This is a genomic window from Nonomuraea sp. NPDC049028 (assembly GCF_043197735.1).
In the GTDB taxonomy this organism is placed as follows: domain Bacteria; phylum Actinomycetota; class Actinomycetes; order Streptosporangiales; family Streptosporangiaceae; genus Nonomuraea.
Genome location: NZ_JBICTR010000010.1, coordinates 45,560 through 60,924, shown reverse-complemented (window position 1 = coordinate 60,924; position 15,365 = coordinate 45,560). Strand labels below are relative to the sequence as shown.

At 70.7% G+C, this 15,365-nt stretch carries 19 protein-coding genes and 1 tRNA gene; 9 read left to right on the top strand and 11 right to left on the bottom strand.

Features of this window, described 5'->3' with window-relative positions; genetic code table 11:
• Positions 1-113: 113 nt before the first annotated feature.
• Positions 114-689, top strand: a complete 576-nt coding sequence (locus ACGFJ2_RS36890) for a dihydrofolate reductase family protein (protein WP_393476417.1) — start codon at positions 114-116, stop codon at positions 687-689.
• A gap of 315 nt (positions 690-1,004) precedes the next feature.
• Here ACGFJ2_RS36890 and ACGFJ2_RS36885 read toward each other — a convergent pair.
• Positions 1,005-1,077 (bottom strand) — tRNA-Ala (locus ACGFJ2_RS36885).
• A 76-nt stretch (positions 1,078-1,153) separates the two neighbouring features.
• Here ACGFJ2_RS36885 and sigJ point away from each other — a divergent pair.
• Positions 1,154-2,047, top strand: coding sequence for an RNA polymerase sigma factor SigJ (sigJ, locus tag ACGFJ2_RS36880; protein WP_393476414.1), 894 nt, complete (start codon positions 1,154-1,156; stop codon positions 2,045-2,047).
• 48 nt (positions 2,048-2,095) lie between these two features.
• Here the strand turns inward: sigJ and ACGFJ2_RS36875 are convergent, their stop codons facing one another.
• Both ACGFJ2_RS36875 and ACGFJ2_RS36870 read right to left on the bottom strand, forming a co-directional pair.
• Positions 2,096-2,626 (bottom strand): Clp protease N-terminal domain-containing protein, encoded by a 531-nt coding sequence (locus ACGFJ2_RS36875; protein ID WP_393476411.1) that lies wholly within the window; start codon positions 2,624-2,626, stop codon positions 2,096-2,098.
• A 4-nt stretch (positions 2,627-2,630) separates the two neighbouring features.
• Entirely contained in the window at positions 2,631-2,846 is a 216-nt protein-coding gene (locus ACGFJ2_RS36870) for a helix-turn-helix domain-containing protein (RefSeq protein ID WP_357648152.1), read from the bottom strand.
• A 90-nt stretch (positions 2,847-2,936) separates the two neighbouring features.
• Between ACGFJ2_RS36870 and ACGFJ2_RS36865 the strand changes: the two genes are divergently transcribed.
• The gene (locus ACGFJ2_RS36865; protein WP_393476407.1) at positions 2,937-3,428 is read left to right on the top strand and encodes a dienelactone hydrolase family protein; all 492 of its coding nucleotides are present in this window, start codon (positions 2,937-2,939) and stop codon (positions 3,426-3,428) included.
• Here the strand turns inward: ACGFJ2_RS36865 and ACGFJ2_RS36860 are convergent.
• The 6 genes from ACGFJ2_RS36860 to ACGFJ2_RS36835 all read right to left on the bottom strand — a co-directional run bounded on the left by ACGFJ2_RS36860 (position 3,415) and on the right by ACGFJ2_RS36835 (position 7,760).
• A complete protein-coding gene (locus ACGFJ2_RS36860) occupies positions 3,415-4,236 on the bottom strand; it encodes a metal-dependent hydrolase (protein WP_357939868.1) in 822 nt (273 codons plus the stop codon). The genes ACGFJ2_RS36865 and ACGFJ2_RS36860 overlap by 14 nt on opposite strands.
• Complete coding sequence (locus ACGFJ2_RS36855) at positions 4,233-5,480, bottom strand: CynX/NimT family MFS transporter (protein ID WP_393476404.1); 1,248 nt, start codon at positions 5,478-5,480, stop codon at positions 4,233-4,235. The genes ACGFJ2_RS36860 and ACGFJ2_RS36855 overlap by 4 nt, the downstream gene beginning before the upstream one ends.
• Before the next feature lie 124 nt (positions 5,481-5,604).
• Positions 5,605-6,291: an SRPBCC family protein gene (locus ACGFJ2_RS36850; RefSeq protein WP_357939865.1), complete on the bottom strand. Its 687-nt coding sequence runs from the start codon at positions 6,289-6,291 to the stop codon at positions 5,605-5,607.
• Between the two features lie 29 nt (positions 6,292-6,320).
• The gene (locus tag ACGFJ2_RS36845; protein ID WP_357939863.1) at positions 6,321-6,701 is read right to left on the bottom strand and encodes a hypothetical protein; all 381 of its coding nucleotides are present in this window, start codon (positions 6,699-6,701) and stop codon (positions 6,321-6,323) included.
• Positions 6,698-7,060: a hypothetical protein gene (locus ACGFJ2_RS36840; protein ID WP_357939861.1), complete on the bottom strand. Its 363-nt coding sequence runs from the start codon at positions 7,058-7,060 to the stop codon at positions 6,698-6,700. Before ACGFJ2_RS36840 ends, ACGFJ2_RS36845 begins: the two co-directional genes overlap by 4 nt.
• 10 nt (positions 7,061-7,070) lie before the next feature.
• A complete protein-coding gene (locus tag ACGFJ2_RS36835; RefSeq protein ID WP_357939859.1) occupies positions 7,071-7,760 on the bottom strand; it encodes a TetR/AcrR family transcriptional regulator in 690 nt (229 codons plus the stop codon).
• 54 nt (positions 7,761-7,814) lie between these two features.
• On the opposite strand from ACGFJ2_RS36835, the gene ACGFJ2_RS36830 reads away from it, so the two are divergent.
• Positions 7,815-9,170 carry an MDR family MFS transporter gene (locus ACGFJ2_RS36830; RefSeq protein WP_357939857.1) on the top strand — a complete coding sequence of 452 codons (1,356 nt, stop codon included), beginning with the start codon at positions 7,815-7,817 and terminating at the stop codon, positions 9,168-9,170.
• A complete protein-coding gene (locus tag ACGFJ2_RS36825; RefSeq protein WP_358555047.1) occupies positions 9,140-9,634 on the top strand; it encodes a DUF523 domain-containing protein in 495 nt (164 codons plus the stop codon). Before ACGFJ2_RS36830 ends, ACGFJ2_RS36825 begins: the two co-directional genes overlap by 31 nt.
• On the opposite strand, the gene ACGFJ2_RS36820 is transcribed toward ACGFJ2_RS36825, so the two are convergent.
• Positions 9,610-9,990 (bottom strand): hypothetical protein, encoded by a 381-nt coding sequence (locus ACGFJ2_RS36820; protein WP_357939853.1) that lies wholly within the window; start codon positions 9,988-9,990, stop codon positions 9,610-9,612. The genes ACGFJ2_RS36825 and ACGFJ2_RS36820 overlap by 25 nt on opposite strands.
• A gap of 84 nt (positions 9,991-10,074) precedes the next feature.
• Positions 10,075-10,614 carry a hypothetical protein gene (locus tag ACGFJ2_RS36815; RefSeq protein WP_357939851.1) on the bottom strand — a complete coding sequence of 180 codons (540 nt, stop codon included), beginning with the start codon at positions 10,612-10,614 and terminating at the stop codon, positions 10,075-10,077.
• A 27-nt stretch (positions 10,615-10,641) separates the two neighbouring features.
• On the opposite strand from ACGFJ2_RS36815, the gene ACGFJ2_RS36810 reads away from it, so the two are divergent.
• The 4 genes from ACGFJ2_RS36810 to ACGFJ2_RS36795 all read left to right on the top strand — a co-directional run bounded on the left by ACGFJ2_RS36810 (position 10,642) and on the right by ACGFJ2_RS36795 (position 15,337).
• On the top strand, positions 10,642-11,319 hold the full coding sequence (locus tag ACGFJ2_RS36810) for a response regulator transcription factor (RefSeq protein WP_393476396.1): 678 nt from the start codon (positions 10,642-10,644) through the stop codon (positions 11,317-11,319).
• Entirely contained in the window at positions 11,316-12,617 is a 1,302-nt protein-coding gene (locus ACGFJ2_RS36805) for a sensor histidine kinase (protein WP_393476393.1), read from the top strand. Before ACGFJ2_RS36810 ends, ACGFJ2_RS36805 begins: the two co-directional genes overlap by 4 nt.
• A 41-nt stretch (positions 12,618-12,658) precedes the next feature.
• Entirely contained in the window at positions 12,659-13,657 is a 999-nt protein-coding gene (locus ACGFJ2_RS36800) for a lytic polysaccharide monooxygenase (protein ID WP_357941454.1), read from the top strand.
• A 177-nt stretch (positions 13,658-13,834) separates the two neighbouring features.
• Positions 13,835-15,337 carry a M28 family metallopeptidase gene (locus ACGFJ2_RS36795; protein WP_358181282.1) on the top strand — a complete coding sequence of 501 codons (1,503 nt, stop codon included), beginning with the start codon at positions 13,835-13,837 and terminating at the stop codon, positions 15,335-15,337.
• The last annotated feature ends 28 nt before the right edge of the window (positions 15,338-15,365 follow it).

Below are 15,365 nucleotides of genomic sequence, written 5' to 3'. Positions count from 1 at the left end.
GGAAAGTTTTGCCACAAATCCGGGAGAGGTGTCGGATCGGGGCGGTGGTGTTCGTAGCAAGGGTGAGGCCGCGACAAAGCAGGCGCGGCCAACTTCCCGCAAGGAGACACCCCATGACTGCCACGTACACCTTCGACATCTTCTCCACGCTCGACGGCTTCGCCAACCACAACGGCGACTGGGGCGGCTACTGGGGCAAGCAGGGCCCCGAATTCCTCGCCCATCGCGCCGCCGCCTACCGCGACCCGCTGCGCATGGTGCTCGGGGCCAAGACCTACTCGTCGAACGCGCCGTTCCTTGACGCGGGCTTCGACCGCAGCCTGTTCGACGGGTGGATCACGCGCATGTTCGACTCCCCGGTCACGGTGCTCTCCAGCCGGCTGACCGAGCCGCTCGATTGGCCGGACACGACCATCGAGTCCGGCGACCCTGTCGAGGTGGTCACGCGCCTCAAGGCCGAATCCGATGTGCCGCTGCGCTCCCACGGCAGCCTGACCCTCAACCGGACACTGCTGAACGCCGGCCTGATCGACGCCATCGAGGTAACGGTCTTCCCAGTGATCTCCGGGACGACCGGCGTGGACCGGATCTTCGACGGCGCGGACGACTTCGACCTCGAACTGCTCGAGGCCCGGACCTTCGACGGCCACACGCAGGTACTGACCTACCGGCCGACCCGACACGGTTGATCGGCGACGGGGCGTCCGCCCTGGGCTTCCGCAACCTCACCGACCACGAACGCCCAGAACCCGTGAAGCCGCTCGGGCCGAAGAAGCCCCAACACGGGGAAACGGCCTCCCGCGACTTGCGCCCATGCGGGCGAACGTAGTCACACGATCAACCGAGATGACCCGCAGAGCGGTGCGGTTTCTCGGCCACACAGCGGAGCAGCCGTACAACGAGATCGTGGATCACTTGGCGAGGCGCGCCATCTCGACAAAGTCGCCGTGGGGAAGCGAAGCCCCCGTAGGGGGCGAGCAACCACGAAAACCCCGCCGATCGAGTGGAGCTATGGGGATTCGAACCCCAGACCCCCTCCATGCCATGGAGGTGCGCTACCAGCTGCGCTATAGCCCCTTGGTGCGATCTCAGTGTATAGGAATCCCGCAGCGGCTGTGTCACACACGATCCCCCGTGATACGTCTTAAGTCTCATGTCGACCTTCGAAGACCACCGCGGCCTGCTGACCGGCGTCGCGTACCGGATCCTGGGCAGCGTGACCGATGCCGAGGACGTGGTGCAGGAGGCGTGGCTGCGCTGGTCCGGCGTGGATGAGACGACCGTCGCCGACCCCAAGGCGTACCTGGTCAGGATCACGTCGCGGCTGGCCATCGACCGGCTGCGGTGGGCGAAGTCGCGGCGCGAGTCGTACGTCGGCCCGTGGCTGCCCGAGCCCATCAGCACCGCGCCCGACGTGGCGGAGCACGCGGAGCTGGCCGATTCCGTGGAGTTCGCGCTGCTCGTGGTGCTCGAAACGCTCTCGCCGCTGGAGCGGGCGGTGTTCGTGCTGCGGGAGGCGTTCGATCTGCCGTTCTCCGAGATCGCCGAGGTGATCGGCCGGGCCGAGCCCGCCACGCGGCAGCTGGCCAGGCGCGCCCGCGATCACGTACAGGAGAAGCGGCCCCGTTTCGATGTGGACCGCGGCGAGCGGCGGCGCATCACCGAACGCTTCATCCGCGCCTCCACCAGCGGTGACCTGGACGGGTTGATCGAGCTGCTGTCCACCGATGTGACGTTGGTGAGCGACGGTGGCGGCAAGGCCCGGTCCCCGCTGCGTGCCCTGACCGGCGCCGCGAACGTGACGCGCTTCATGACGTCCATCGCCACCCCCGACGGCATCGCCAAGTTCATGGCCTCGATCGGCGTAAGCGACTTGGTCACCCTGTCGTACGATCTGGCGAACGTGAACGGCGCACCCGCCATAGTCGCCTCGGCCGCGGGCCGGGTCGTCACCGTCATCTCCCTGCTCGTCACGGACGGCAAGATCGACACGATCTACCTCATCGCGAACCCAGACAAGATCACCCACCTCAACGTCCCGTCCTGACGCAGCACTACGCTGCCTGGGCCACCGGCATCCCCGCCTCCACCGGCGCTACGCCGTCTGGGCCACCGGTATCCCCGCCTCCTCCACCAGCGCCCGCAAGTCCACCCCGCCGTCCAGCAGAATCCGCCCCACTCCGTGCGAATAGTCGGCCAACAACCCCCAAAGCAGCCGCTCCCCCGTCACCGCCCCCGGCCGCCACATCGCCACCTCCACCGCTTTGCGCGCGTGCATGGCCAGTGGTACCGCGCCCAACGGCCCGTACAGGGTCATCCGCAGCGGCTTGAGGCGCGACCTCGTCAGTCGCCACCGCGCGGGGTCGGAGGTCCCCTCCCTGGTACGGCGGTGCACGGCGTCGAGGTCGATCCCCAGGGTGGCGAGCAGTTCACGGGCGTCACCGAGATCCACCTGCCCCCGTACATCCTCAGCCGTCACGGTGAACCGCTCCAGCGAGAAGGGCCGGATCTCGGCCAGGGCGAGCAGCAGGAGGTCAGGGGTGAGCGCCGGACGCCTCGCGTCGAGGGCCAGCGTGCCGGCCCTGATCAGCGTGCGGCGGGCGGGGTCGGTGAATCTGGCGAGCATGTGGCTACCTTCCGACTCGGCGGGCGTGCTTGCGGTGCGCGGACTGCCGTCTGACCCCGAGGGCGTCGGCGATCTGCTCCCAGGACCACCCCTGGTCCCGGGCGTTGGACACGTGCGTGGCCTCGAGCTCCTCCAGCAGAGCTCTCAGGGCGGCCACGGCCGCCAGACCCACGCCGGGATCGCGATCGGTGGCCGCCTCGGCCAGCTCGTTGACCTTCATGGTGTCAGCATGTGTTGACAAGCATCCGCTTGTCAACACATGCTGACACGCCTGTCGGCCGAGTCGGTGCTTTGGTAATTTCGCCCCATCATGTGCTACGACGACGATGCGCAACCACCCGTCCCCACCGCCCCCATCACCGGCACGAGCGCCTCCGGCATAAGGCTGACCTCGGCCGACGGCACCGTGTTCGCCGCCTACGAGGCTCGTCCCGACGACGTCCGCGGGCCGGGCGTGGTCATCCTGCCCGACCTGCGCGGGCTGCACGACTTCTACAAGCAGCTGGCCGTACGGCTGGCGGAGCAGGGTCACCCGGCCATCGCCATCGACTACTACGGCAGGACCGCCACCGACGACGATCGGGGCGAGGACTTCCCCTTCATGGAGCACGTCTCCAAGCTCGGCAGGGAGAGCATCCAGGACGACATCATGGCCGCGGCCGACCGGCTGGGCAGGCCGGCGGTGGCGCGCCCCGCACGGCTTCTTCGACGCCACCGCCGCCGGGCACGAGGAGGCCTGCGCCGACGCCTGGCAGCGGGTGCTCGCCTTCCTCAGAGACAAGTAGTCCTCAGCGACAAGTAGTACGCATGGTCAGCGCGGCATCCGCCAGATCCAGCTCGACCGTGACGACCCCGAGCTCCGCCGTACCCCGGACATGCGTGCCGCCGCACGGGATCGAGGTCTCCCCTTCCGGCAGCGCGCAGTGCCACGTACGGCGGGCCGTCAGCCCGGGCCCCGGCACGTCGAGCCAGACCGCCGCGTCGGCCGCGACCCACGCCTTGAGCCGGTCGTTCACCTCCGAGGTGACCTGCGAGAGGTCCAGTCCCTCGGCGGAGAACCCCTTCTTGCGCAGGGACTTGCCGAGCCGGTAGACGTCCTCGCTGCCGAAGGGGGAGATCCGCGACGAGGTGATCGCGCTCTGGTCGAAGTCCGGGTGGCCGAGCCCGTCGGGCGCCGCGGGCTTGCGCCAGTGCCCGGCCAGGGCGGCGTTCAGGGCGAGCGCGGCCAGGTGGCAGGCGGTGTGCCCGGCCGACAGGGCCGCCCGGTGGCCGGGGTCCACCTCCAGCGCGACCTCGGTCCCCACGGGCAGCGGGGTCTCGGTCACGTGGACGACCAGCCAGGCCCAGCCCTCGGTGCCCCGGCGTACCGGGATGTCGGGGCCGAGGAAGATCTCGCCGGTGCCCGACTGGGCCCCCGTGACGCAGTCGGCCACCGGCAGCCCGCCGATCGTGCCCCGGTCGGCGGGCTGGTCCGGCCAGGTGTGATCGAGCGGGTGGAACGGTGTTTCGGCGACGACGAGACCGTGCCGGCCCCCCGCCGGCACGGCCCCGACGATTTCCGAGCGGCCACTGACATGACCGTCGGGGAAGGTGACAACTGTCGAGTTCATCCGCCCATTCTGGCAGGGACGGGCTTGTTCACCGGCAGGGACTCGTCCTCGAGATACCGGTTGCGTCCCGCGTACAGCCCGGTGAGAAGCTGCACGACCAGCACCGCGAACATCAGCGCGTACGGCAGCGTCCACCCACCGGTCATCTGGTGCAGCACCCCCACGAGCAGCGGCCCCGCACCCGCGATCAGGTAGCCGGCGCTCTGCCCGAACGCCGACAGCGCGGCGGTGGTCTCCGGCGTACGCGTACGCAGGGCGAGCATCATCAGCGCCAGCGGGAACGACCCCATGCCGATCGCCACGAACGTCACCCAGACCGCCGCCGTCGAGATCGGCGCGAGCCACAGCCCGGCGAACCCGATGGCGTAGCAGGCGACGAGCCCGACGACGACCGGCCGCTGGTCGCGGAAGCGGGAGGCGAGGACGGGCACCAGGATCGAGACCGGGATGCTCAACGCGGTGAACACGCCGAGCAGGAGCCCGGCCTGGCCGGTGGTGTAGCCGCCGTCGGTGAGGATGGTGGCGAGCCAGCCGAACATGATGTAAGCGATCATGGACTGGGTGCCGAAGTAGATCGCGACCATCCAGGCCAGCTTGCTCCTGACGAGCCGGCGGATGCCCGCGTCCTCCTGGCCGATGCGCCGCTCCGGCTCACTGCGCAGGAGCGCAAGCCACGGAATGACGGCGACGGCGGCCAGGGCCGCCCACACGCCGAGCGCGATGTGCCAGTCACCTGACGCGCGCTCGATCGGCACGGTGGCCGCGGCGGCGAGCATGGTGCCGACGGCCAGCGCCACGGTGTAGACGGTGGTCATGACCCCGGTACGACCCGGGAAGTGACGCTTGATCAGCGTCGGGATGAGCACGTTGCCGACGGCCCCGCCCGACAGCGCGACCGCGCTGCTCAGCAGGAACACCGGCGCGGAGTCGACCAGCGAGCGTACGAGCAGGCCCACGCCGAGCGTGACGAGCGCGAGCAGCAGCAGCCGGTGCTCGCCGACGCGCCTGGCCAGCGTGGGCGTGACGGCGCCGACCGTCGCGAAGGCCAGCACGGGTAGCGTGGTGAGCAGTCCGGTGCCGACGCTCGACATGCCGAGCGCGCCGGCGAGCTGGTCGAGCAGTGGGCCCACGCTGGTGACGGCGGTACGCAGGTTGAGCGCCGCGAGAACGATTCCCAGCACGAGGAGCCAGACAAGGGATCTGCCTTTGGACTCTTGGTCGGTCTCTTGGACGAGCACGCTCATGCGGGGACGGTCCTCCACTCATCAAGTCATGGGATGAATCGCCATGTTAACAGGCCCGAAACCCGCATTTATTCCTAAACATGGCAAACCCCCGAGAACACCCGGGGGGTTTGCGGTAAAGCCATCACAGGATGGGGCGCGGCTCCTGCGGCGGCTCGTCACGCGGAGGCACCGGGCCGGGCGGGGGGCTCGGCACGGGGCCGGGCGGCGGGAGCGTGGCGCCGCCGGGGAACTCGCCGCCACCGCCGATGGTGCCGGGCGGCATCGGCCGATCACCACCACCGGGCGGCGTCGGCCGGTCCCCGGTCACGGGCGGTACCGGCTGGTCGCCCTGGTCGTAACCGGAGCCGCTCTGGTGCGGCCCGGGCACGTCGCCGCGCCAGCCGCCGGTCTCGCCGCCGCGCGCCTCGATGAACGACTTGAAGCGTTCCATGTCGTTCCTGATGCGCAGGCGGACGATCTGCAGCCAGTCGCCGACCGTCTCGACGAAGCCCTCAGGGTCGTACTCCATCTGGAGCGTGACCTTGGTCGTGTTCGGGTCGAGGTGGTGGAAGGTCACCACACCCGCCTGGTGCGGCCGGTCGACCGATCGCCAGGCGATCCGCTCGTCCGGGTGCTGCTCGGTGATGTCGGCCTCGAACTCGCGCTTGACTCCCGCGATCTCGGTGACCCATGCCGTACGTGTGTCGCTGAGCTGCTTGACTGATTCGACACCCTCCATGAACTCGGGGAAGCTCTCGAACTGCGTCCATTGGTTGTATGCCACCCTGACGGGGACCTGGACATCTACGGAGTGCTCGATCGTGCTCATGAGGGGCCCCTGCCCGAGCCCTCGGCCCGTTAACGCCTGCGCAGCAGCCAGTAGAGGCCGACGAACGGCAGGACCAGCGGGATGAACAGGTAACCCTTCCCGTAGACCGACCAGACGGTGGCCTCCGGGAAAGCGGCCGGATCGAGGACGCTGGCCGTGCCGATGAGCAGCACGCCCGCCAGCTCCACGCCGAGCGCCGCCAGCGCGAGGGTGCGCGCGCCACGGGCCAGCGCGACGGTGAGCAGGATGTAGACCAGCGCGGCGAGCGCCGACAACGTGTAGGCCAGCGGCGCCTCGCCGAACTTGGTGAGGATCTGCACGGTGGCCCGCGCGCCTGCGGCGAGCGCGAAGAGCCCGTAGACGGCGACGAGCGCCCGGCCCGGCCCGCTGCCGATCGCCGGCCCGCTCACGGGAGGCCCTGCCAGATCTGCATCAGCCGGCCCGTCATCACCGCGATCGCGAACCCGGCCACGACCAGGATCGCCGGCCCCCACCGGCTCCGCTCGGCCAGCGCGAGGAAGACGCCCGCCGGCGGGATGACCGCCTGGCCGGCGAGATAGCCGTAGAGCGTGCCCTTCTCGGCGGGGCCCTGGCCGCCGACCACTGCGGCGATCACGATGCCCGCCTGGACCAGCACCGCCACCTCCAGCACGGCGAACCCGACCAGCAGGATCATGCCCATGGACCGGTTGCGGATCGCGGCGATCAGGCTCGCCAGGGCGAGCAGCAGCGAGCCGACGATCACGATCGTGGCGACGGTGGTGTTCATCGGGAAAAGGCTATCGCCCGGGTAGGTCGCCCTCGATTCCGTCCAGCAGCCAGTTGAGACCTCGCTCGTAGGTGTCGTCGGCGCCCGCCACTCCGCCCTCGATCAGCGGCGCGAGCCGGGGGAACGCGCCGCTGGCGACCAGCTCCCGCATGTAGGGCTCGGCGAGGGCGGTCCGCTCGGCGTCGCTGACCCCCATCCGGCGGGGCGCGGCGCGTTCCAGCGACTCGCGGACGATGAAGCCCAGCGAGTAGTCGTCGATCGCGGCCAGGATCCGCCACTTGGCCAGCTGGTCGACCGCCAGCCCGTCGAGCGCGGCCAGCGACTGCTCGACATGACGCAGGCCGTTGGGGCCGACGGAGACGCGCTGGGAGACCAGGTCGACCCGCCACGGGTGCCGGAGCACCATCTCCCGCTCACGCCGGGCGATGGTCAGGATCGCCTCGCGCCAGTCCTCCGGCAGCGGCTCGTCGACCAGCACCTCCGCGGCGATCTCGTCGGCCATCAGGTCGAGGAGGTCTTCCTTGCGCTCGATGTAGGAGTAAAGGGTCATCGCGCGGGCGCCCAGCTCGGTGGCCACACGCCGGATCGAGACGGCCCCCAGCCCTTCGGCGTCGGCGATCGCGATCGCGGCGGCCACGATCGCCTCCCGGGTCAGCGCGGGGCGTCGCTGCGGCGCGGGCCGCGACCAGACGGAACTCACGAGCCCAGTCTAAGCGGGGCGATACGCCGTACGAGAAGTGTTACGGTGTACGTCATGCGATACAGCGTACGAGATCCCCTCAAAACGACCGGCCTGGTGGTCCTGCTGGGCGTGATCATGACGATTCTCGACACGACGATCATGAATGTGGCCGTCAACGTCCTGGCCCGCGACTTCCACACGACGCTCGCCACCATGCAGTGGGTGATCACCGGCTACCTGCTGGCCCTGTCCATGACCATCCCGATCACCGGCTGGGCGGTCGGCCGGTTCGGCACGAAGGCGGTCTGGCTGACCTCGCTGGTGCTGTTCGCCGGCGGCTCCGCCCTGAGCGCCACGGCCTGGTCGGTGGGCGCCCTGATCGCCTTCCGCGCGGTCCAGGGGCTGGGCGGCGGCCTGCTCATGCCGGTCGGCCAGGCGATGATGGCCCAGGTAGCGGGCCAGGACCGGATGGGCCGGGCGATGGCCATGATCTCGGTGCCCGCGATGCTGGCCCCGGTGCTCGGGCCCGTGCTCGGCGGCGTGATCGTGCGCGACCTCGACTGGCACTGGCTCTTCCTGATCAACCTGCCCGTCTGCGTCATCGCCCTGGTGGCCGCGATCAAGCTGCTGCCCGGCGGGCAGCCGACCGGCGGGAGCCGCCTCGACGTGCTCGGCCTGGCGCTGCTCTCCCCCGGCCTGGCCGCGCTGGTGTACGGCCTGTCGGAGGTGGGCAACGGCGCCTCGCTCGCCCATCCGGCGCTGTGGGGCGGGCTCGCGCTGGTGGCGGTGTTCGCGGTGCGGGCGGTACGGACGCCGGGCGGGCTGCTCGACCTGCGGCTGTTCGGCGACCGTACGTTCGCGGCCGCGGTGGTCGCGCTGATCTGCTACTCGGCGGCGCTGTTCGGCGTGACCGTGCTCGTCCCCCTCTACAGCCAGCTCGCCCAGGGCGGCGACGCGCTGGACGCGGGACTGCTGCTGGCGCCGATGGGAGTCGGCGCGGCCCTGACCATGCCGATCGCCGGCAAGCTCACCGACCGGAGCGGGCCGCGCGGGGTCGGTGCGGCGGGCGTGGCGCTGGCGACGCTCGGCGTGCTGGGGTTCGTGCTGTTCGGCGGGGTCGTCCCGATGTTCGTGCTGGGCCTCGGGCACGGGCTGGTCGCGCCCTCCGTGGCCGCCGCCGCGTTCAAGACGCTCGACCGGGCCGCCATGCCCGCCGCCTCCACGCTGAGCAACATCTCGGTACGGCTGGCGTCGTCGTTCGGCGTGGCGCTGCTGGCCGTACTCCTGCAGGTCTTCACCAGGGCAGGCGTCGCCGAGCCGTTCACCTACGCGTTCGGCTGCGCGATCGCGCTGGCCGCCGTCTCGCTGGTGCCGATCGCGCTCCTAAAATCGTCGGTATGGAGAGAGTCCTCGTCAGCGCCTGCCTGATGGGCCGGCGGGTGCGCTACGACGGCGGCGCCAAGACCAGCGCCGACGCCCGGCTCGCCGCCTGGCGCGAGGAGGGCCGCCTGGTGCCGTTCTGCCCCGAGGTGGAAGGCGGGCTGCCGACCCCGCGCCCGGCCGCCGAGATCGAGGGCGGGGTCAGCGGCGCAGCCGTGCTGTCGGGAGCCGCCCGCGTGCTCACCGCCGACGGGTCCGACGTCACGGCCGAGTTCCTGGCGGGCGCGCAGTCGGCGCTCGCCGTCGCCCGCTCCTTCGGCGTCCGGGTGGCGGTGCTTAAAGAGGGCAGCCCCTCGTGCGGCTCGCTGACCGTCTACGACGGCACGTTCCGGGGCCGCCGGACACCCGGCCAGGGCGTCACCACGGCGCTGCTGGAGCTCAACGGGATCCGCGTCTTCACCGAGGACCACATCGCCGAAGCCGATGCCTATCTGCGTACCCTCGACACGTAACCGGCGGCGGCCAGGCCCGCGATCAACAGTGCCGCCATCGTGCGGTGATACCAGGTGTTCAGTGCGGTCGTCTCGCCCGCGCCGAACGCCATCGCGAGTATCCCCATCAGCACCCCGGCCAGCGCGCCCGCGTGGGTGTGGAACAAGCCGTCCCACGCCCACGGCCGGCGGCTCAGCGCGCCGCGGGCGCCGACGAGCATGGCCAGGCCGCAGAGCGTCTCCACGATCGTCGCCGGCACGATCACGGGCTCGCGCAGCGGGCCGAGCGGAAGCCCGGTGTGCAGCAGCGCCGCGCAGAAGAAGATCAGCGCGTAGGCCGCCGAGAGGGCTCCCAGCGCTTTCCGCAGTGCGTCCATGCGGTCACGTTCGCACCTGGGGCAGCGCTGGGAATCGGCTGTACGGCTATGGCTCGGCTACTCCGTCCGTAGTAGTGAGCGCCATCAGTACTCCCAGGTGTCGGTGCGCTGCTCGCCACTGATGCACCAGACCCCCGAGCCGTGCTCGCCCTTGACCAGGTCCACCCTGATCCAGCCGGTGTTCCTGGCGACCTTGGTGGAGTAGCCGCTCCTGGGAGTGGCCGACACCAGGCGGCAGCCGTCGGGGCCCAGCGTGAACGCCACCTCGCCGCCCTTCACCGACACCACCCGCAGGTTCTTCGGGGTGCTGGTGGGTGCGGGCGCCTGCGTCTTCCGCGCCGCGGGCTTGGTGGGAGCCGCCGTCCTGGTAGGTGTGGGCGTCTTCGTGGGGGCAGGCGTCTTCGTGGGAGTGGGCGTCCTGGTGGGAGCGGACGTCTTGGCGGGAGCGGGCGCCTGGCCGGGCGTACGGTCGCCGTCCGCGACCGCCTGCGCCAGGAACGGCTCAACCTGGACATCGTCCACGAACTCGGTACGCAAGACACCGCGCACGCCGAACCACGACACTGAGACCGCGATCACGGTGGCTCCACACCAGACCACGATGTATCCGAGGGCTCGACGCATGGGACGAATTATGGACGGTTGGTGCGCATGGCGACGGTTCTTGTAGTCGAAGACGATGAATTCGTCCGATCGGCGATCATCCGCGAGCTGGCCGGCCGGCAGCACGCGGTGCGCAGCGCGGGCTGCGCCCTGGACGCGCTCCGGGAGATCTCGCAGAACCCGCCGGACGCCGTCATCCTCGACCTCGGCCTGCCCGACCTCGACGGCTCGGAGGCGCTGAAGATGGTGCGCGGCATCTCCGACGTACCGGTCATCGTGGCCACGGCCCGCGACGACGAGGCCGAGATCGTCAGGCTGCTGGAGGCGGGAGCCGACGACTACCTGGTCAAGCCGTTCTCCGGCGACCACCTGGGTGCCCGGCTGGACGCCGTACTGCGCCGGGCCAGGTCCGCGCCGCCGCCACAGGTGCTGCGCGTCGGCGGGCTGGTGGTCGACGTCAACCGGCGGACGGCCGCGCTGGACGGCGGGCCGCTCACGCTGACCAGGCGCGAGTTCGACCTGCTCGCCTACCTCGCCACGCGGGCCGACCGGGTCGTCAGCCGCAAGGAGTTGCTGACCGAGGTCTGGCACCAGGCGTACGGGGACGACCAGACCATCGACGTGCACCTGTCCTGGTTACGCCGCAAGCTCGGCGAAAGCGCCTCGAACCCCCGCTACCTGCATACCGTCCGGGGTGTCGGCTTCATGCTGTCAGCGCCCCGATGAGACGCGCGCTGGCCGTGCTGATGGTCGCCGTCACCTCGATGGTGGCGCTGGCCTTCCTGGTGCCGCTCGCCCTGATCGTCAAGGAGACGGCGCAGAGCCGGGCGGTCTCCGGTGCCGAACGCCAGGCGTCGGCGCTGGTCCCGGTGCTGGCCCTGACCACCAAGACAGACGACCTCGCGCACGCGATGGCGCGTACCGAGGCGGGCCGGCGCGGCCTGCTGGCCATCCACGTCAACGGCGGCCCGACCACGGGCACGTCCCGCGCCCCGGCCGCCGACGTGGCGCGGGCGGCGGCCCAGACCAGGGCCGACACCGTCGAGCTGCCTGCGGGCCAGGTGCTGCTCCGGCCGGTCGCGCTGGACGGTGACCGGGGCGCGGTGATCGAGGTCTTCGTGCCCGCCGACGACCTGAACCGGGGTGTCGGCACGTCGTGGGCGGTGCTGACGGGTGTGGCCGTGGTGCTCGTGCTCGGCTCGGTGCTCGTCGGCGACCGGCTGGGCGCGCGCGTGGTCCGCTCGGCCCGCCGGCTCGGTTCTGCGGCCACCGCGCTGGGCGCGGGCGATCTGAGCGAGCGCATCTACCCCGAGGGGCCGCCGGAGCTGGTCGCGGCGGCCACGGCGTTCAACGCGATGGCCAACCGGGTCACCCACCTGCTCGCCGCCGAACGCGAGCTGGCCGCCGACCTGTCACACCGCCTGCGTACGCCGCTCACGGCGCTCCGGCTCAGCCTCGACCAGCTCGGCACGCAGGCCGAGCCGAGCAGGCAGGCGCTGGCCCGGCTGGAGAGCGAGGTGGACACGATCATCTCCGCGGCCAGGCGGCCGTCACGCGCCGACCGGGTCTGCGACGCGGCGGAGGTGCTGCGCGACCGGCTGACGTTCTGGTCGGCGCTGGCGGAGGACCAGCAGCGGCCGTGGCAGCTCATCGGCGCGACGCTGCCGGTACGCGTGCCGGTGCCCGCGACCGAGCTGACCGCGGCGGTCGACGCGCTGCTGGGCAACGTGTTCCGGCACACGGCCGAGGGCACCGCGTTCAGCGTGTCCTTGCACGAGGGCAAGGACACGGTCGGCATCCTGATCTCCGACGCCGGTCCCGGCATCGCGGACCCGGAGGCGGCGCTGGAGCGGGGCACCAGCGGCGCCGGCTCGACCGGGCTCGGCCTGGACATCGCCCGCCGCCTGGCGGAGTCGTCCGGCGGGTCACTCCGGCTGGACCGCTCGTCGCTGGGCGGGGCGCAGGTCCAGGTCTGGATCCGCCGCACTGAAAAGGCACCTAAGTCAACCTTAAGAGCGGTTTAAAGAGCATTTTTCGCCCCTTTTCATGCTTCAACGTGATCTACATGCAGATCAAGCGCAAGGCGCTCGCCGCCGCCACCCTCACCGTTCCCACGCTGCTCGTCCTGACCGTCGCGCCCGGTGTCGCCAACGCCCACGGCACCATGAACAACCCGCCCAGCCGGACCCTGGTCTGCTACAACGAGAACCCGGAGAGCCCCAAGTCCGCCGCCTGCAAGAAGGCCGTGGAACTCGGCGGCACCCAGCCGCTCTACGACTGGAACGAGGTCAACCTGGCGAACGCCGCGGGCAGGCACCGCGAGCTCATCCCGGACGGCAAGCTGTGCAGCGCGGGCCGCGACAAGTACCGCGGCTTCGACCAGGCACGCGCCGACTGGCCCGCCACCAGCATGTCGAGCGGCGCCTCGTTCACCTTCCGCTACCGGTCGACCGCTCCGCACAAGGGCTCCTTCGAGCTGTACGTCACCAAGGACGGCTACGACCCGTCGAAGCCGCTCAAGTGGTCGGACCTGGAGTCGAAGCCGTTCCTCACCCAGCGCGATCCCGCGCTGACGGACGGCGCCTACAACCTCCAGGGCAAGCTGCCCGCCAAGCAGGGCCGCCACCTGATCTACTCCATCTGGCAGCGCAGCGACAGCCCCGAGGCGTTCTACTCCTGCTCGGACGTGACCTTCGGCGGCGGCACGACCACCCCGACCACCGCCCCCACCTCTGCCCCGACCAGCAAGCCCACCACGCAGCCGACCAGCGCTCCGCCGGCCCAGCAGCCCGGCGGCATCGCCCTGTCGGCGATCAACGCGGGTGCCGGGGTCAGCCCCGCCTCGGTCAGGGTGGGCGGGCAGGTGACGGTCACGGCGGTGTGCGGTGGGTCCAAGGTACGCGGCGTGGCCTCCGGCGCCTTCAGCCCGCGCCAGGCGTTCGCTCCGGCGTCGGCCGCCGCCTGGACGCCGTCGTTCAGGGCCGCCCGAGCAGGTACGTACCCGGTGATCGTCTACTGCCGGAACGGCGGCCAGGCCCGCACGGTCGTTTCCGTACGGGCCTGACACTCGCCCTCTGGCCGTCCCCATGTGAACTTCTGTGACAAATGGGTCTTCTCAGGATCAAGTCCGCTAGTTACGTTCAGGCAGCGCGGCTGTTTACGGGGCTGTCCGCGCCTGCCAAACATCCCAGAACGGGATCTAGCGACCTGACCTCTGTCCACCCCCCACGGAGGACCCCCGATGAAGCTCCTCGCGGCATTAGGCACTCTCGCGCTGGCCTTACCCCTGGCGCTCAGCGCGCCCACACCAGCGGCCGTCGCGGCGGCACCACCGAACATCTCCCTCACCAACGTCAAGGCCCACCTGACGCAGCTGCAGACGATCGCCACCAACAACGGCGGCACCCGCGCGCACGGCCGGCCCGGCTACCTGGCCTCGGCCAACTACGTGAAGGGCCAGCTCGACGCCGCCGGATACACCACGACGCTGCAGTCGTTCACCTACAACGGCGCCACCGGCTACAACGTGATCGCCGACTGGCCGGGCGGCGACCCCAACGACATCCTCATGATCGGCTCCCACCTCGACAGCGTCACCGCCGGACCCGGCATCAACGACAACGGCTCGGGCTCGGCGTCGATCCTGGAGGTCGCGCTGGAGGTCTCGCGCCAGGCGCTGCAGCCCACGAAGCACCTGCGCTTCGCCTGGTGGGGCGCCGAGGAGCTGGGGCTGCGCGGCTCGCAGTTCTACGTGAACAACCTGCCGGCCGCCGAACGTACCAAGATCAAGGCGTACCTGAACTTCGACATGGTCGGCTCCCCCAACCCCGGCTACTTCCTCTACGACGGCGACAACTCCGACGGCACCGGCTCCGGGCCGGGCCCGGCCGGATCGGCGCAGCTGGAACAGACCCTGGCGGCGTACTTCTCCTCCATCGGCGTCCCGACCCGCGGCACCGACTTCGACGGCCGCTCCGACTACGGCCCGTTCATCGCCGTCGGCATCGCGGCGGGCGGCACGTTCACCGGCGCCGAGGGGATCAAGTCGAGCGCGCAGGCGCAGCTCTGGGGCGGTACGGCGGGCCAGGCGTTCGACTCCTGCTACCACCGGTCCTGCGACACGACCGCCAACATCAACGACACCGCGCTCGACCGCAACGCCGACGCCATCGCCTACTCCGTCTGGACGATCGCCACCGCCACACCGCCCGTGACCGTCTGGTCGGACACGTTCGAGACCGCCAACGGCTGGGTCACCAACGCCGGCGGCACCGACACCGCGACCACCGGCCAGTGGGAGCGCGGCGACCCGGAGGCGACGACCTCCAGCGGCACCAAGCAGCTCGGCACCACGGTGAGCGGCACGAACGACCTGGTCACCGGCAGACTGGCCGGGGCCAGTGCGGGCGAGAACGATCTGGACGGCGGCACCACCTCGATCCAGTCACCAGCGATCACCCTGCCGACCGGCGGGACGCTCAAGCTGTCGCTCTCGTGGTATCTCGCGCACGGCAGCAACGCCTCCAGCGCCGACTTCTTCCGCGTCAGGGTGGTGGGGAACACTTCCAGCACGGTGTTCCAGCAGCTGGGGGCCGCGAGCAACCGCGACGCCGCCTGGAGTACGGCCACCGCCGACGTCTCCGCCTTCGCCGGGCAGAGCGTCCGCATCGTGATCGAGGCCGCCGACGCGTCAGGGGCCAGCCTGGTCGAGGCGGGCGTGGACGACGTCAAGATCACCCGGTAGGGAAATGACCCAATGAGCCCGGGCCGCG

Bases quoted from the DNA above. Each gene is read 5' to 3' on its own strand.
- ACGFJ2_RS36815 (WP_357939851.1), bottom strand. From the start codon at position 10,614: ATGCGTCGAGCCCTCGGATACATCGTGGTCTGGTGTGGAGCCACCGTG.
- ACGFJ2_RS36805 (WP_393476393.1), top strand. From the start codon at position 11,316: ATGAGACGCGCGCTGGCCGTGCTGATGGTCGCCGTCACCTCGATGGTG.
- ACGFJ2_RS36860 (WP_357939868.1), bottom strand. From the start codon at position 4,236: ATGAACTCGACAGTTGTCACCTTCCCCGACGGTCATGTCAGTGGCCGC.
- ACGFJ2_RS36870 (WP_357648152.1), bottom strand. From the start codon at position 2,846: ATGAAGGTCAACGAGCTGGCCGAGGCGGCCACCGATCGCGATCCCGGC.
- ACGFJ2_RS36855 (WP_393476404.1), bottom strand. From the start codon at position 5,480: ATGAGCGTGCTCGTCCAAGAGACCGACCAAGAGTCCAAAGGCAGATCC.
- ACGFJ2_RS36825 (WP_358555047.1), top strand. From the start codon at position 9,140: ATGGAGAGAGTCCTCGTCAGCGCCTGCCTGATGGGCCGGCGGGTGCGC.
- ACGFJ2_RS36850 (WP_357939865.1), bottom strand. From the start codon at position 6,291: ATGAGCACGATCGAGCACTCCGTAGATGTCCAGGTCCCCGTCAGGGTG.
- ACGFJ2_RS36820 (WP_357939853.1), bottom strand. From the start codon at position 9,990: ATGGACGCACTGCGGAAAGCGCTGGGAGCCCTCTCGGCGGCCTACGCG.
- sigJ (WP_393476414.1), top strand. From the start codon at position 1,154: ATGTCGACCTTCGAAGACCACCGCGGCCTGCTGACCGGCGTCGCGTAC.
- ACGFJ2_RS36795 (WP_358181282.1), top strand. From the start codon at position 13,835: ATGAAGCTCCTCGCGGCATTAGGCACTCTCGCGCTGGCCTTACCCCTG.
- ACGFJ2_RS36890 (WP_393476417.1), top strand. From the start codon at position 114: ATGACTGCCACGTACACCTTCGACATCTTCTCCACGCTCGACGGCTTC.
- ACGFJ2_RS36865 (WP_393476407.1), top strand. From the start codon at position 2,937: ATGTGCTACGACGACGATGCGCAACCACCCGTCCCCACCGCCCCCATC.
- ACGFJ2_RS36840 (WP_357939861.1), bottom strand. From the start codon at position 7,060: ATGAACACCACCGTCGCCACGATCGTGATCGTCGGCTCGCTGCTGCTC.
- ACGFJ2_RS36875 (WP_393476411.1), bottom strand. From the start codon at position 2,626: ATGCTCGCCAGATTCACCGACCCCGCCCGCCGCACGCTGATCAGGGCC.
- ACGFJ2_RS36810 (WP_393476396.1), top strand. From the start codon at position 10,642: ATGGCGACGGTTCTTGTAGTCGAAGACGATGAATTCGTCCGATCGGCG.
- ACGFJ2_RS36830 (WP_357939857.1), top strand. From the start codon at position 7,815: ATGCGATACAGCGTACGAGATCCCCTCAAAACGACCGGCCTGGTGGTC.
- ACGFJ2_RS36800 (WP_357941454.1), top strand. From the start codon at position 12,659: ATGCAGATCAAGCGCAAGGCGCTCGCCGCCGCCACCCTCACCGTTCCC.